Annotated in this window: 13 protein-coding genes and 2 tRNA genes; 6 read left to right on the forward strand and 9 right to left on the reverse strand. The window is 43.3% G+C overall.

The window, feature by feature from the left end; genetic code table 11:
* Positions 1 to 5: 5 nt before the first annotated feature.
* The 4 genes from L2W36_RS03980 to L2W36_RS03995 all read right to left on the reverse strand — a co-directional run bounded on the left by L2W36_RS03980 (position 6) and on the right by L2W36_RS03995 (position 2,475).
* Positions 6 to 96 (reverse strand) — tRNA-Ser (locus L2W36_RS03980).
* 161 nt (positions 97 to 257) lie between these two features.
* Positions 258 to 334 (reverse strand) — tRNA-Pro (locus L2W36_RS03985).
* A 63-nt stretch (positions 335 to 397) separates the two neighbouring features.
* On the reverse strand, positions 398 to 2,221 hold the full coding sequence (locus L2W36_RS03990; RefSeq protein ID WP_236109397.1) for a DUF3413 domain-containing protein: 1,824 nt from the start codon (positions 2,219 to 2,221) through the stop codon (positions 398 to 400).
* Positions 2,222 to 2,247: 26 nt separating this feature from the next.
* Positions 2,248 to 2,475, reverse strand: a complete 228-nt coding sequence (locus L2W36_RS03995) for a YejL family protein (protein ID WP_006070060.1) — start codon at positions 2,473 to 2,475, stop codon at positions 2,248 to 2,250.
* 84 nt (positions 2,476 to 2,559) lie between these two features.
* On the opposite strand from L2W36_RS03995, the gene yejK reads away from it, so the two are divergent.
* The 4 genes from yejK (at position 2,560) to asd (ending at position 7,604) form a co-directional block, all read left to right on the forward strand.
* Positions 2,560 to 3,558 carry a nucleoid-associated protein YejK gene (yejK, locus tag L2W36_RS04000; RefSeq protein ID WP_031494007.1) on the forward strand — a complete coding sequence of 333 codons (999 nt, stop codon included), beginning with the start codon at positions 2,560 to 2,562 and terminating at the stop codon, positions 3,556 to 3,558.
* A 66-nt stretch (positions 3,559 to 3,624) separates the two neighbouring features.
* Entirely contained in the window at positions 3,625 to 4,932 is a 1,308-nt protein-coding gene (locus L2W36_RS04005; RefSeq protein ID WP_236109398.1) for an Hpt domain-containing protein, read from the forward strand.
* 177 nt (positions 4,933 to 5,109) lie between these two features.
* On the forward strand, positions 5,110 to 6,312 hold the full coding sequence (locus tag L2W36_RS04010) for a chemotaxis protein (protein WP_198558090.1): 1,203 nt from the start codon (positions 5,110 to 5,112) through the stop codon (positions 6,310 to 6,312).
* A gap of 173 nt (positions 6,313 to 6,485) precedes the next feature.
* The gene (gene asd, locus L2W36_RS04015; RefSeq protein WP_006070064.1) at positions 6,486 to 7,604 is read left to right on the forward strand and encodes an aspartate-semialdehyde dehydrogenase; all 1,119 of its coding nucleotides are present in this window, start codon (positions 6,486 to 6,488) and stop codon (positions 7,602 to 7,604) included.
* Positions 7,605 to 7,669: 65 nt separating this feature from the next.
* Here the strand turns inward: asd and L2W36_RS04020 are convergent, their stop codons facing one another.
* Both L2W36_RS04020 and L2W36_RS04025 read right to left on the reverse strand, forming a co-directional pair.
* Entirely contained in the window at positions 7,670 to 8,515 is an 846-nt protein-coding gene (locus tag L2W36_RS04020; protein WP_006070065.1) for an ion transporter, read from the reverse strand.
* 143 nt (positions 8,516 to 8,658) lie between these two features.
* Positions 8,659 to 9,297 carry a YchE family NAAT transporter gene (locus L2W36_RS04025; RefSeq protein WP_006070066.1) on the reverse strand — a complete coding sequence of 213 codons (639 nt, stop codon included), beginning with the start codon at positions 9,295 to 9,297 and terminating at the stop codon, positions 8,659 to 8,661.
* A 659-nt stretch (positions 9,298 to 9,956) separates the two neighbouring features.
* Here L2W36_RS04025 and adhE point away from each other — a divergent pair.
* On the forward strand, positions 9,957 to 12,656 hold the full coding sequence (adhE, locus tag L2W36_RS04030) for a bifunctional acetaldehyde-CoA/alcohol dehydrogenase (RefSeq protein WP_062457764.1): 2,700 nt from the start codon (positions 9,957 to 9,959) through the stop codon (positions 12,654 to 12,656).
* A gap of 133 nt (positions 12,657 to 12,789) precedes the next feature.
* Here the strand turns inward: adhE and L2W36_RS04035 are convergent, their stop codons facing one another.
* The 3 genes from L2W36_RS04035 to sodB form a co-directional block, all read right to left on the reverse strand.
* Positions 12,790 to 13,464 (reverse strand): SDR family oxidoreductase, encoded by a 675-nt coding sequence (locus tag L2W36_RS04035; protein ID WP_038229491.1) that lies wholly within the window; start codon positions 13,462 to 13,464, stop codon positions 12,790 to 12,792.
* 209 nt (positions 13,465 to 13,673) lie between these two features.
* Positions 13,674 to 14,177 carry a VC2046/SO_2500 family protein gene (locus L2W36_RS04040; RefSeq protein WP_236109399.1) on the reverse strand — a complete coding sequence of 168 codons (504 nt, stop codon included), beginning with the start codon at positions 14,175 to 14,177 and terminating at the stop codon, positions 13,674 to 13,676.
* Between the two features lie 122 nt (positions 14,178 to 14,299).
* On the reverse strand, positions 14,300 to 14,884 hold the full coding sequence (sodB, locus tag L2W36_RS04045) for a superoxide dismutase [Fe] (RefSeq protein WP_031493433.1): 585 nt from the start codon (positions 14,882 to 14,884) through the stop codon (positions 14,300 to 14,302).
* Positions 14,885 to 15,184: 300 nt separating this feature from the next.
* Between sodB and L2W36_RS04050 the strand changes: the two genes are divergently transcribed.
* A complete protein-coding gene (locus L2W36_RS04050; protein ID WP_031493434.1) occupies positions 15,185 to 15,523 on the forward strand; it encodes a Grx4 family monothiol glutaredoxin in 339 nt (112 codons plus the stop codon).
* The last annotated feature ends 25 nt before the right edge of the window (positions 15,524 to 15,548 follow it).

Here is a 15,548-nt window from a genome sequence, read left to right on the forward strand (position 1 = left end):
AAAAGTGGCGGAGAGATAGGGATTTGAACCCTAGATACGCTATTAACGTATGCCGGTTTTCAAGACCGGTGCTTTCAACCACTCAGCCATCTCTCCGTTGTTGATGCGCATAATAATAGGCATCTTACTGTTTGTAAACCCTTATTTTAACTGTTTGCTGCAATTATAAGCACTTGAATTAAAAAATAGGTCTGGGTGTCTATAAACTAAACATTTCTCTAGTAAAAAGCCCTTAGTTTTCACTAGGGGCTTGAATATGGTCGGACTGACTGGATTTGAACCAGCGACCCCCGACACCCCATGACGGTGCGCTACCAAGCTGCGCTACAGTCCGATGGGATTAATCTAAACCAGAGGATTTTCTAGGTCAAGAGTCTAGAGTTATTAAATCCTTGATTTACTGACTTTTTGCGTAGAAACGTTGTAGTTCTGTGAAGCCTTGCATCAGTATCGGCAGCTTCGGATTCTTATCGTCTAGTTTACGATAGTTGTGATCGTATAAGCTGTAGTTACCAAATTTATCGACAACAGTAGTATCTGTCGGCGTAATTAATGCGAGCTCTCTAGTGTCCCCTGCGATAATCCATTTACGTTTACGTTCATCAAACAAGTTACGACCACTGCTGTAGTTTTTCACATTCGTGGACACGCCACTTAAGTCTTGCATGATGGTTGCTGAGAGATCAAGGTGACTGGTCATATGGGTATAGTCTGCAGCCAGTTTTCCAGGCCAATGGACTACCATAGGAACGCGAAGTTGATATTGACTGTAGTTGGTATTAGAGCCCCAACTGCGCGTCTTCGTTTCGTTGAATTCAGTGCCATGATTAGACGTAAGAATAATCACGGTGTTGTTCATCAACCCTTGGTCAGCGATTGTTTGCAATATTTTAGCAAACTCACCATCCGCTGCTGTCGCTGCAGCAGAATAAGCAGCAATAAACTGCTGTTCCGGTGATAAGTCAGTGCCTTGTGGTTGATAGGCGTCGAAGTTATCAACGGTCGTAAGTTCTATGTAGCTGAACCAAGGTTTTCCGGCCCCTGATTTAATATCAGCTTGCCAACGTTTGATGGCAGTGAGGTCAGAGACGACAGGTGGGTTCGTTTCACCTTCTTGCTGAACGGTTAGGTCTACCATAGGGAATTTGCGGAATATGGTGTCTCTATAAATATCATCTTCAAAATTATCACCGCTATAGAGTTTGAAACTATAGCCTTGGTCGCGAAGAATTGACATAAACAGAGGCGCAGTCCCTTGAGCTTTGATGCTACTTGCGTAGCTACTTGGCAGACCATACATCAAACCAAATACACCAAAGTCGTCATTGCTAGAACTATAGTGATTAGTGAAATTCTGGTTGTTTAGAGCAAAGCCATAACTAACAGGCATGGTCTCCGCAGTTAACATATCGCTGCGTAAGTTATTAATGCTTACGACAAGTACGTTTAAATTTTCTGAGCGACGATTGAACTCTATCTCTGTTAATGGGTAGCTAACAAGGTCTACCGCACCTTCATTCTCTTTCAATTTTTGAAGGTATTCTTCTCTATCCAATAGACCATGCTTTTCCATGAATGACTTGGCTGTCATTGGGTAAGAAAGCGGGAAGTTCGCTTTTTGAATGGTAATTGGATTATAGAAATAAGCATCTGCCCAGATAAAAATCAGGTGGCTAGAAATAAAGCACAAGAAGAACAGCGCCGTGAGTGGGCGTCCGACATGCTTGTGGGAGAGTTTACGTTGTTTCTTCCAAACCCACTCTGAAAGTGCCAACTGCGCTAAGAATATTGGCGGTAGCACAATAAATAGATGTTGTAGGTCCGAACTTATCGGGCTACTTTCGTCATTGAACAGTAGCTCCCATACCACCGGAGAAAGGTGTAAGTTGATTGACTGGTATGCTTGAGTATCAATGAGTAGGACTGTGAGTCCGAACGTTGCGAAACAAACGGCAAGCAGCCTAAAGAGCTTGCGCGAAGGAACAATAAACGTTAGCGGAAATAACACTAAAAGATACAAGGCAAATACTAAAAAGCCAAAATGCCCAATCCACGAGGTCAGCAGATAGATCTGCCCCAACAGTGTATCTGGCCATGGCGACGCGGCGATATAACGCGTGCCAACCAACATAGCTGCGATAATATTGAAGAACGCAAACCAGTGTCCCCAACCGACTAGTCGTGAGACTCGTTCACCATATGAATTTTCGCTATCTACCATCTGCCGTTTTTTCTGTCCGTAGTTGATTAGTGTTGGTCTTTAGTTTCTAGAGAAGAAATCAGAGCCTTAGAGAATTTTTCCGCAATTGCTTGGCGTTGTGAAGGAGCAACGTTCTGATTTAAGACATTGGTTGCGATATTGCCTGCAATCATAAGTGAAAGTTCTGCACTTGCGCCATGCTTATCAAGCACTGCTGCAACTTCAGAAAGGATATCTTCAACTTGTTGATCGGTATATTTAGATGTAATTGGCATAAAGACTCTGCTAATGATAATGAAAGCGGCTTATGATACCCTACTCTGCATCACAAACGAAACAGCAACGATAATAATTTCACTATGAGTTTGAACCTATCTAACGTTATTTTACACCAGTTGGCGATAAATGAGCAGGAAGAACTGGTTGTTCATTACCGTGAGGCCCTTTTACCAAACGATAATTCAACCGAGAGCCTTGTTGCTGAGCTTCATCGCGTATTTAATTCGAAAGCAGGAAAAGGATTTGGTTCCTTCACTCAAGAAAGTGACTTCCAAGTTTGGCTGGGTGAGCTGCTAAAAGGTGATAAAGACTTTTACGCATTCTCGCAAGACAGCGCCGAGCGACTAAAAACTGAGTTAGCTAAATACCCATTTGCAGAAGCGGGTACCTTGGTAATGGCACAGTATCAGTCTTTAGCAACCGACTATCTGTTCATCGGTTTGCTGCCTTCATACAATAGCTTGCAAATAACCGAAGGGTTGAACATCGGTTCAATTGATTATCTCGATATCGCCAAGATGGACATTGCAGCACGCATTGACCTAACCAGTTATGACTTAGATAAAAGCTCTAACCGTTATCTCACCTACATCAAAGGTAGGGTAGGTCGCAAAGTAGCAGACTTCTTCCTCGACTTTTTGCAGGCACAGGTGGGGCTGGATACTAAACAGCAAAATACCATTTTGATGCAAGCGGTAGAGGATTATTGTGCGGATGCTCAGCTTGATAAAGATGAAACCGTTAGTTACAAGAAGCAGGTCTTTGATTACTGCAGTGATCAGTTGAAGACTGGTGATGAAGTTCAAATAAAAGAACTGTCCGGAGAGTTACCTAGTAATGAAGGCGCGAGCTTTTTAGATTACACTCAAGAACAAGGCTATGATCTTGAAGACAGTTTTCCAGCAGATCGCTCCACAGTTCGCAAGCTAACAAAATTTGTTGGTGCAGGTGGTGGACTGAACTTAAGCTTTGATAGTCTATTACTGGGTGAGCGCGTATTTTACGATCCAGAAACTGATACATTGACGATCAAGGGGACACCTCCTAATCTCAGAGATCAGTTGACTCGGAACCGATAAAATAACGAAAGCGCTGCCTTGTGTAGCGCTTTTTAGATCGCAAGAACCAAGGAAGGGGAACGGTTGTTGAATTCTTATAAACGTCTTTTTACTGTCGTTGCCATTATTGGCATGATGTGGGCGCTGGCCATTTCGGTTGTCGTTTACCTGACTTCTAAAGAAGATCAAATTAACCATTTAATGGATGAGATATCCATTAGTATCAATAAGCTGCAGCAGACTCTCTTTCTCCCTCAACCTTATCGCTCTAAGTTTTCGGAACAGATAGAGCTTGATATTCAGTTAATACATGCGCAAGCGATTCAACTTAAATCTCTAACCAGCTCAGATCTACTTTCCGACGTATCACACACTGTATATTTGCTAGAACGGTTTGTTGAGCAGGCAGAATTGCTTGCAAGTGATGAAACTCGTCTTGATGAGTTTATCGCGCGAGTTAGCGAGCAAACGCCAACATTTAGTGCAAGTGCAAAAGCGCTAAGTAATCAATTGTCTTATGTAGTATTGGACACATTGTTTAATGAATCTATCGAGCCAAGACAAGTCTATCTGCGTCTAGAAGAAATTCAGCGTGCGGCGTATCAACTACCAGAAGAGGATAGGTTGGAGCTATTAGCTCTGAACTCTCAAGCATCGGTACTACTCTCACAATCTGCGAATACTGAGTTCCTAATCGAACGAGTTGTAAATCACCCGGTGATGCGCGAGCTTTCTCAAAGAACGGATCAATCTAAGCTTATCGTTAATCATCAAATATTAATGATAGTAATGCTAAGTATTGTCGCGATGGCTCTAATCATCCTAATTGCGATCCGGACAATGCGTGTCGCTCAGGATAGTCAATTGCAGCCTACTACCCAGTCATTGGCGACGGAAAGCTCGGTTGAGCAGGAGCTGCACATCTCAGAACCTGAATTAGCACTCGCTGTGGAAATTGAATCACAAGCCGTGCCTAATCAACCCAAAACCGCGCTGAATGTGGAGACTGAGGTAGAAACTGAGCAGCAAGCTCCAGTTCAAAGGAAGGAGCTTTCTGAGGCGATAGATTTCTCAAAGATGTTGAACACTCTTGACGGTGACCGAGAGTCTATGTTGTTGCTATTGGGGGTATTTGTTTCAGAGCACGCGCAAGATGCAGAAAGATTACAACAACATTTAACCGACGACATTGAACAAGCCACGCGTATTGCTCATACGTTGAAAGGCGTTTCTGGAAGTATTTTTGCTGATGAACTTCGTAATGTTGCGACAGTAGCGGAAAAAAGCTTGAAAGAGAGTCAAACACTATCTGAAACAGTGCTCGCTGAGCTGGACAATAATTTACAGCAAGCGATAGTGTCAGCTCAGGCCTACATTGCGAAATCGACGACCTAGTACTTTTAATTAGCGAAAACAGCCTAAGGCTCTCACGCATTTAGGTTAAAGGCTGAAAATGCACCTTGAAAAGAGTTTGTCAAAATCACTCAAAAATACTGACACTTAGCGAGAACTTTGTGTTTTAGAAGTATAATGGATGTGTTGTACATTTATTCACGATCAGAGGCTTTTTTGATGAACGCATTGCGCGCCACTCGCAATTTTCTTTTACTACTGCTCATGGTAGCTCTCTCTGGCTGCTCACTTCTCGAGGTTCAACTCGATAGCCAAACGACCCCGCTGACGAAGCAAGAATTGAATATGCGCTTGATGACGCGAGAATACAGTCGTGAGTTTTTTAGCCAAGTTGAATCAACAGCGGACTCACTTGCGGCTCAGTATCCTGAAAATGACGTGATGAACCAATCGTACGTGTTACTTTGGAAAATCCATGCAGAAGAGGGCCTACAACAAGCTGCTTATCAAGTTTCGCCGACTGCAGGGTTGATCGATTCGTGGGTGTTTACGATCCAGATGAATAACTTTTTCAACCAAGGTAATGGTCAAGCTCTGTTTACAAGTGATGACGCTAAACAAGTGTCTCAGCAACTTAGCAGCGAAATTGATCAGTTAGCAAAATCGTTGTTCAAAGGCGATAGCTACGCAACTAGCAAAGAGTTTGTCGAGAAATTTGCCGCGTTACACCCTTTTGAAAATCTAACTTTTTCTAGAACACCGGCTTATCGTGAGTGGTTAAAAGCGCAGGGGATTGACGAAAGTGAAGTTACAACAACGCTTGGAACCATGCCAGAAGCACTATCGGATGTCTCGGACCGTTTATCTCTTATGTCGGAACAAACACCAAAGCTAATGACGTGGAAAGCGCAGCTGATTGCATTAAATAGCAACGTAAATGGTGATGACATTCGAGGAGCTATCCAGAGCTTCCAATTAAGTGCAGACGCGTTTCAGGACTTTGTTAACAATAATCCAGAGTACATGAGAGATCTAGCGCAGAAGATGGCGATTGAATTGCAGCCACTACTCAATGATCTGGATGCTAAGACTCAAGATAAGTTGACGCAGTTAAGCGCGGAAAGACAAGCCCTTGATGATATGGTGGCGAGAGAGCGTGAAGAGTTAATTAAAATGGTTGAACGTGAACGGAAGGAAATTGCGCTTATCGTTAATCAAGAGAGAGAACTGTTTGCTCAAGACCTCGACAAGATTTCTCAAGATGTCGTAACGTTAGCTGTAGAAAAACTTATCCAACTGATTAAGAGCACTATTGTTTACTTTATCTTGTTTATTTTGGTGATCTTTTTTGCGCCTCTCGGGCTTGGTTACATCCTTGGTAAGAAGGTTCAAGCAAGAAAAGAAAGTAAAACAAGCGCGTAAATTTATAGAAGCCCCGTATTGGGGCTTTTTTACAACTTAATCTTCTCAAATTAGCAAAACTGGTAGGGTTAGTTAAAAAAAGACACACTTATTGTTACTTTGCTCTTGTGTTATGGCTCGGAAAATTTTATAGATGGAGTAGCCTTTTTTAAATTCACACGGAGAGTAATTCAATGAGAGTAGGTTTAGTTGGTTGGCGCGGCATGGTTGGTTCGGTATTGATGCAGCGTATGGTCGAAGAAAAAGACTTCGACGTTATCGAACCAGTATTCTACAGTACCTCTCAAGTAGGTATCCCTGCCCCTAACTTCGGCAAAGATGCCGGTATGCTTCAAGATGCTTTTGATATCGAAAGCTTGAAACAACTTGATGCAGTCATTACCTGTCAAGGTGGTAGCTACACAGAAAAAGTCTATCCTGCATTACGTCAAGCTGGTTGGAAAGGCTATTGGATTGATGCAGCTTCTACTCTCCGTATGGACAAAGACTCTATCATTACTTTAGACCCAGTGAACTTAGGTCAGATTCAAGATGGTCTAATTAAAGGCACAAACACTTTTGTTGGCGGTAACTGTACCGTGAGCTTGATGTTGCTTGGTTTAGGTGGCCTGTATGAAAAAGGCATGGTCGAATGGATGAGTGCCATGACGTACCAAGCGGCTTCTGGTGCCGGTGCCAAAAACATGCGTGAGCTTATTTCACAAATGGGTGTAGTTAATGATGCTGTCTCTTCAGAGCTTGCAAACCCAGCTAGTTCGATTCTAGACATCGACCGTAAAGTGGCTGAGACTATTCGTTCGTCTTCTTTCCCAACGGATCAATTTGGTGTGCCTTTGGCTGGCTCTCTCATTCCATGGATCGACGTAAAACGCGATAACGGTCAAAGTAAAGAAGAGTGGAAAGCTGGCGTTGAAGCCAACAAGATCCTTGGTACGGATGGCAACCCAATTGCTATCGATGGTACTTGTGTTCGTATCGGCGCGATGCGTTGTCATGCTCAAGCACTCACAATCAAGCTTAAGCAAGATGTACCAATGGATGAAATCGAAGAGATCATCGCCACTCATAATGACTGGGTTAAAGTTATCCCGAATGAGCGTGACATTACCGCTCAAGAACTAACTCCGGCGAAAGTTACCGGCACGATGTCTATCCCTGTTGGTCGTCTAAGAAAGATGGCGATGGGTAATGACTTCTTGAATGCGTTCACTGTAGGTGACCAGTTACTTTGGGGGGCTGCGGAACCGCTACGCCGTACACTGCGCATTATTCTTGCAGAAAAAGCATCGTAATCAATGCATTGAACAATAAAAAAGCCCTCTAGATGAGGGCTTTTTTGGTATTGGGGGGGCGGAAATTATTCTTCTGAACTGGCAGTCACACGCTCGTCTGGTGGAGCAAGTTCACTGCCACAGTGCTTGCAGTGCAAAGCATCACTTTCGTGTCCCGCCTTTGAGCAATTTGGACACTTTACCAGGTTCCTATGTGTCTTCATTTCTTGATTTAGCTCCGCCGTAATAATACCAGTAGGCACTGCAAGAATAGAGTAACCGAGTAGCATGGTTAATGATGCCAGCGCTTTGCCAAGAGGTGTACTTGGCACCAAATCGCCGTAGCCAACCGTCGTTATAGTGACGATCGCCCAGTAAATACTTTGTGGGATGCTAGTAAAACCATTCTCGGGGCCTTCTATAACGAAGATTAAAGCACCAAATATGGTGACTAGAATTGCTACTGTGCTGAAGAATACAAAGATTTTACGTCTCGACATGAGTAGAGAACGCAACAAAATATTTGAATCTTGAAGATAGCGCACGAGCTTTAAGATTCGGAATATTCTCATGACTCGAAGCAGCCTGATTACCCCCATAAACGAAGCCGATGGAAAAAGAAGGGCTAGGTAGGTCGGTAAAATGGCAAGGAGGTCAACCACACCGTAAAAACTTGTGGCGTACGCTTTGGGTTTTGGAGAACAATACAGCCGGAGTATATATTCCACTGTAAATAATGCAGTAAAGAAGTACTCGAGTAGTTGAAATTCTTGATCCCATTCTGTCGCAAGCCCTTCGATTGAGTGAAGGATTAACACTGTGAGCGAAAGAAGAATGGCAATAATGAGCGCAATATCAAACGCTCGTCCCGCTCGGGTATTATGGCCAAATATGATGACGTAAAGCTGATGCTTTAACCGATTGTTTTCCATAGCAAGTACATTTCGTTAACGACTAAAAACTAGTATATACCTAAGTGAGGTGTAGGGGCAGGGGACTTAGTTTCGGAGAGCGGAGATTAAGGGCAGACGGCAAGGTAGCCCCACCTTTATTAAAGTGGGGCTTGAAAGATTATTTAAGCCAAACCAGGGAACAAAGCTTTAAGGCCATTTGCCATAAACTCAATACCCAATGCACCGAGAATCAACCCCATGATACGGGTGATTACGTTAATTCCTGTCTGCCCTAAGAAACGCACGATTAAAGGCGCTGAGCGATAAAGTAGCCACGAACACAGAGCAAAAGCGATAATGGTAATGATGATACCCGTTGTTTCCAGCATTCCTGGGTAGCGAGCGCCATAGACAATAGTAGAGCTTATCGCACCAGGCCCCGCCATTAATGGCATTGCCAGTGGAACGACGCCGATTTGCTCTTTGCTGACATATTCCGATTTTTCTTGTTTATTCTGCTTATCTTCACCGAGCTTACCCGACATCATTGAAAACGCGATGCTCAGTAGCAGCAAACCACCTGCAACGCGGAATGAGTCTAGCGAGATACTAAACATATCAAGAAGTACTTGGCCTGCTAACAACGAGGTGATCAAGATGATAGCGACAGCAATATTGGCTGTCGCTGCGGTTTTGTTTTTATCTTCGAGCGACATATGTCCAGTTAGCGACACAAAAACCGGCATGATTCCTACAGGGTTCACTGCGGCAACTAGACCTAAGAAGAACTGCAAATAAATAGCGAATTCGATACTACTCATTTCTCGATACTCTATGTGAAAGAGGTGGATAACATGGGCTTGGAGTCCCCAATTTTAGGACGCTAATGTACGCTAACATTTGTCGATAAGCGAATGAAAAAATCTAACGATATGTCACTCAATAACCACAAAAAATCTAATGGCAAATGATGCTGGTCGCATTTATGAATAGAATGTGAAAATAAATTTCAATACCAGTAGCAAACTGAATTGAAGCTTGTTTCGTATTTGTTATCGCGAGCACGTTTTTGATAAAAAAATGTGATGTCGGTGGTTTTAGAGGTGGCTGCGGATATACTTGCTGTAGCACGTGCAGGGTGGTTTACTTGATTTATCTGTACAAAAATGAAACTTTTTTACAGAAATTTGTAGTTTATTTAAAAAAATCATTCGATTGCTGTAATTTTGAGCTAAGTATTTTACTCAATATAATTATTATAAAACAATTACTTACCTTGCATTACCCTTAATGGTTACTACTAAGTAGGTAAATTACTTTTCAGAACTGATCTGAGTCAATTTTTTTCACGTCCTGAAATATTATACTCAGCCATGAAAGCAATTTACTAAGTAGAGTTGAGTTACCTAAGAGTAACTATTGATGGCAAACAGCTAACTTACTAAAAAGTTTTTAGTTTTTTTATTTTAGGAGATTCATTATGCCTGTAACAAATATGGCTGAACTAGATGCAATGGTTGCACGCGTTAAAGCGGCACAAGCAGAATTTGCAACTTACTCTCAAGAGCAAGTTGACAAGATTTTCCGCGCAGCATCTTTAGCAGCTAACCAAGCTCGTATCCCTCTTGCACAACAAGCGGTAGAAGAGTCTGGTATGGGTATCGTTGAAGATAAAGTTATCAAGAACCACTTTGCGTCTGAGTTCATCTACAACAAATACAAAGACGAGAAAACTTGTGGCATTCTTGAAGAAGACGACAACCTAGGCACCATGACTATCGCTGAGCCTGTAGGCATCATCTGCGGTATCGTACCAACAACTAACCCTACTTCTACTGCAATCTTCAAATCTCTAATCTCTTTGAAGACTCGTAACGGTATCATCTTCTCACCACACCCACGTGCGAAGAACTCTACTAACGACGCAGCTAAACTGGTTCTAGATGCAGCAGTAGCAGCAGGTGCACCAAAAGACATCATCGGTTGGATCGACCAACCGTCTGTAGAGCTTTCTAACGCTCTTATGAAGCACGACGACATCGCTCTTATCCTTGCAACTGGTGGTCCAGGCATGGTTAAAGCAGCTTACTCTTCTGGTAAGCCAGCAATCGGTGTAGGCGCAGGTAACGTTCCTGTAGTTATCGACGAAACTGCTGACGTTAAACGTGCAGTTGCTTCTATCCTTATGTCTAAAACGTTCGATAACGGCGTAGTTTGTGCTTCTGAGCAGGCTGCAATCGTTGTTGACTCTGTATACGACGAAGTTAAAGAGCGTTTCGCTTCTCACAAAGCATACGTTCTAAGCAAAGCTGAAGCTGAGAAAGTACGTAAAGTACTTCTAATCGACGGTAACCTTAACGCTAAGATCGTAGGTCAACCAGCTCCAGCTATCGCTGAAATGGCAGGCGTTAAAGTTCCAGCTGACACTAAAGTTCTAGTTGGTGAAGGTCTAGGTAAAGTTTCTTACGACGACGCATTTGCTCACGAGAAACTATCTCCAACTCTGGGTCTATTCCGCGCTGACGATTTCGAAGACGCAGTTGCTCAAGCAGTAACTATGGTTGAAATCGGTGGTATCGGTCACACATCTGGTCTGTACACAAACCAAGACGTTAACGCTGACCGCATCCGTTACTTCGGTGACAAGATGAAGACTGCACGTATCCTTGTAAACATCCCAACTACTCACGGTGGTATCGGTGACCTTTACAACTTCAACGTTGCACCTTCTCTAACTCTAGGTTGTGGTTCTTGGGGTGGTAACTCTATCTCTGAGAACGTAGGTCCTAAACACCTAATCAACAAGAAAACTGTAGCGAAGCGAGCTGAAAACATGTTGTGGCACAAACTACCTAAGTCTATCTACTTCCGTCGTGGTAGCCTTCCAATCGCTCTTAGCGACCTAGAAGGTAAGAAGCGCGTATTCCTAGTAACTGACCGTTTCCTATTCAACAACGGTTACAGTGATGAAGTAGTGAAGCTTCTTAAAGCTCAAGGCATGGAAGTTCAAACTTTCTTCGACGTAGAAGCGGATCCAACGCTATCTGTTGTTAAGAAAGGTGCAGAAGCAATGCAAAGCTTCCAACCAGACGTAATCATCGCTCTAGGTGGTGGTTCTCCGATGGATGCTGCTAAGATCATGTGGGTAATGTACGAGCACCCAGAAACTCACTTCGAAGAGCTTGCAATGCGCTTTATGGACATCCGTAAACGTATCTACAAGTTTCCTAAAATGGGTCAAAAAGCTGAGCTTGTATGTATCACTACAACATCTGGTACTGGTTCTGAAGTTACTCCATTCGCAGTTGTTACTGACGACGAGACTGGTGCTAAGTACCCACTAGCTGACTACGAACTAACTCCTAACATGGCTATCGTTGACGCGAACCTTGTTATGAACATGCCTAAGTCTCTAACAGCATTCGGTGGTTACGACGCAGTAACTCACGCTCTAGAAGCTTACGTATCAGTTCTAGCGAACGAATACTCTGACGGTCAGGCTCTACAAGCACTTAAGATGCTTAAAGAGTACCTACCTTCAAGCTATGCGAACGGTGCAAATGACCCAATCGCTCGTGAAAAAGTACACAACGCGGCAACTATCGCTGGTGTAGCATTTGCGAACGCTTTCCTAGGTGTTTGTCACTCAATGGCTCACAAGATTGGTGCTGAGTTCCACCTACCACACGGTCTGGCGAACGCACTACTAATCTCTAACGTTGTTCGTTACAACGCTAATGACAACCCAACTAAGCAAACTGCGTTCTCTCAGTACGACCGTCCACAAGCACGTCGTCGTTACGCTGAAGTAGCTGACCACCTAGGCCTAAGCCAAGCTGGTGACCGTACTGCTCAGAAGATTGAACGTCTGCTAGCATGGATGGAAGAGCTTAAGCAAGACCTAGACATCCCAGCTTCTATTCAAGCTGCAGGTGTAGCTGAGTCTGACTTCCTAGCGAAGCTTGACGAGCTAGCGGTTGAAGCGTTCGATGACCAATGTACTGGTGCGAACCCACGCTACCCTCTAATCTCTGAGCTTAAAGAAGTTCTGAAAGCGGCATACTACGGTAAAGCATTCGTTGAAGGTGAAACTTTCGAAGGTACGACTGTTATCAAGAAGAAAGCAGACCAAGAAGCTAAGCCAGCAGCTAAAGCTAAAAAAGAGAAAGCTGAAGCTTAATTCAGTTGTAGATTTTCGCTAGCACGAAATCTAAATCGGGAAAAATGATAAAGCCCCTTCAGAAATGAAGGGGCTTTTTTTATCCGGTTTTCAAAGAGTCCCTACTTATGGCGTTACTCGAACCTGTGCACGGTTATGCTTCAGTGCTTACAACTCGACCACTGAAATAATCATTACTCACTATGTATTCCGTTGTTCTCGTTAGCTCGTCCTGCACTTCTGACCAATTTGTGGCAATGTGATAGTTATGCGTTGTGACCGGAATGACACCTCCAACACGTACATTGTGTGCTTTTAGTTCTTTCGCCCAACTTTTGGTAAACCCGGTCACCATCGACGTCGTGTTATCCAAATCACTATGATGCTGATCTGGCTCTTGCGCGACCACATTGACTATCACACCAGATTGGTGAATAGCCATGCGCTCCGCTGCCACTTGTCCAAACATAAATAGACTGGAGGCGAGCATAGAGAATTTTTGAATAAAGCTTGAGTTTGATGAACTTCCTGTTAAGGATTGTTGTGGGAGTGACGTCCAATGATTAACCAGGACATCAGGAGATCGACCAGTTTTTGACTCAATCACATTGAACAGAGATTCTACCGAATCTAACGATATATCCTCAATCTCAACCATATCGACAAGCTCGGTAAGTTCGAGGCAACGCCGGTAAGTAGCCAGTAATGAAGATGGATTCACATCGCACAGAACAATACGGGCACCAAGTTTAGCAAAGTGCAACGCAATCATTGCTCCCAAGCTAGTCCCTGCGGATGTGATAAGTACAACTGAATTTTTAATGATCATAGTTACCCCGAAAGTGTCGGTTTCGGATAGATTTAGCCAAAAAGGCATTCCCCTGAATTAATAACTTGGTAGAAAAACTGTGAATCAAATGTGAATAACTTCAAACTTTTCTAGAAAAGTGCTAAACGAAAGGGTTATTTCTGCCACATATCACATTGTGTACGGAAAAAGTGGACAAGATTACATTGGTAACCACTTATAAAGTGTGGTTAAGCTTGGATGGCTAACGTATCTTTACGGTAGGCGGTGGAAAGGTGGTTATATAAGTAATCTATATTTGGGGTAGTAACAGACCCTTGAGCCAACTGTCGGCGCGTATGTCCTGACAGATTTTGATAGACTTCTTCACTGAGACCTTTGGTATCTGTTGGCTGGTAGTTTAGCGGTTCAGGTGTGCTGTAATGCTGAAGTTTTGCGCTTGCCAGGCCACCTTGGTGGAATTGATTAGCAATTGCCGCTGAGGTTTGATAATCATCCAAATCCCCCTGAAGTTTCTGAGCAGTAGGGACATTGAAGCATTGGCGCAATACTGTTTCGTCCGCTATAGCAGTATCGATATCCTCAATGACGCTGGTTTCACGGCAGTCATGACTGAACATAGATAGCATTAATGCGAAGTCAGCGCGTCTACCTTGTTCTACGGCACGGCAAAGCGACGTACCACATTGTAGTTCGTTGATTAAATTCGCTTTGTCTAAGCTATGAATTTGCATATATACCCCTCATGACTCTTTCTTTATCGGCATGAGAACAGGGGGCTTTAGCAATAATTGGCGGTTACCATAAAAAAAGACCTGCGAAAGCAGGCCTTTAGAGTAATCAGTTATCGATCCGATTATTTAGCTAGGTTTTCTTCTACGAATGCCCAGTTAACTAGAGCCCAGAAACCATTCATGTAGTCTGGACGAAGGTTACGGTAATCGATGTAGTAAGCGTGTTCCCACAGGTCTACAGTTAGTAGTGGAGTCACACCTTCTTCTGTTAGTGGAGTCGCTGCGTTTGAAGTGTTCACGATATCTAGAGAACCGTCAGCTTTCTTAACTAACCAAGTCCATGAAGAACCGAAGTTGTTGATTGCCGAATCAGTGAACTTAGCTTTGAACTCTTCGAACGAGCCGAATGCAGCGTTGATTGCATCAGCAACCGCACCTGTTGGTTCGCCGCCAGCGTTTGGCGCTAGGCAGTGCCAGTAGAACGTGTGGTTCCAAATCTGAGCTGCGTTATTGAAAACACCGCCAGTTGAAGTCTTAACGATCTCTTCTAGTGTTTTACCTTCAAACTCAGTACCTGGAATTAGGCCGTTTAGTTTAACAACGTAAGTGTTGTGGTGCTTACCGTGATGGTAGTCCAGAGTTTCTGCTGAGATATGTGGTTCTAGAGCATCTTTTGCGTAAGGAAGTGCTGGTAGTTCGAATGCCATTGCTCGCTTCTCCATTGATTATTAGCGGGTTTTTACCCTGATTGCTTCCAAGATATTTATTATTGAGTCGGGTGTTGACTGACTGCTTGCTATTTTAGCAAGTTTTTACTTTATTAAAAGAGTTCTCAAGAAAATTTATTGTTATGACTTATTAAAAACCAAACTCAGGTAGCTAAGATTAGAGTCGGTTGCATCACATCTTAGCTACAATAGTATAACCACATAATTATTGTGCTTTTTATTCTGTGGCGATTCGCTAGAATGTGACCATATCCGCAGTAAAAGCATTTCGAGGAAGCAATGGAAACTATCGATAAAATCAAACAGCAAATTGAAGAAAACGCAATTCTTCTTTACATGAAGGGTTCACCTAAATTGCCTAGCTGTGGCTTTTCTTCTCAAGCTGCTCAAGCACTAATGGGTTGTGGTGAAAAATTTGCCTACGTAGACATTCTACAAAACCCAGATATTCGCGCTGAACTGCCTAAGTACGCACAATGGCCAACGTTCCCACAACTATGGGTTGAAGGTGAACTAATTGGTGGCTGTGACATCATTATGGAAATGTTCCAAAAGGGTGAACTACAACCACTAATTAAAGAAGCGGCTGCACGTAACGCTGGTGAAGAAGAAGCGTAACGCGTTATCTTCAATCATTTCTCTT

The sequence above is a fragment of the Vibrio sp. McD22-P3 genome, from assembly GCF_021568915.1.
Classification (GTDB): Bacteria; Pseudomonadota; Gammaproteobacteria; order Enterobacterales; family Vibrionaceae; genus Vibrio; species Vibrio mediterranei.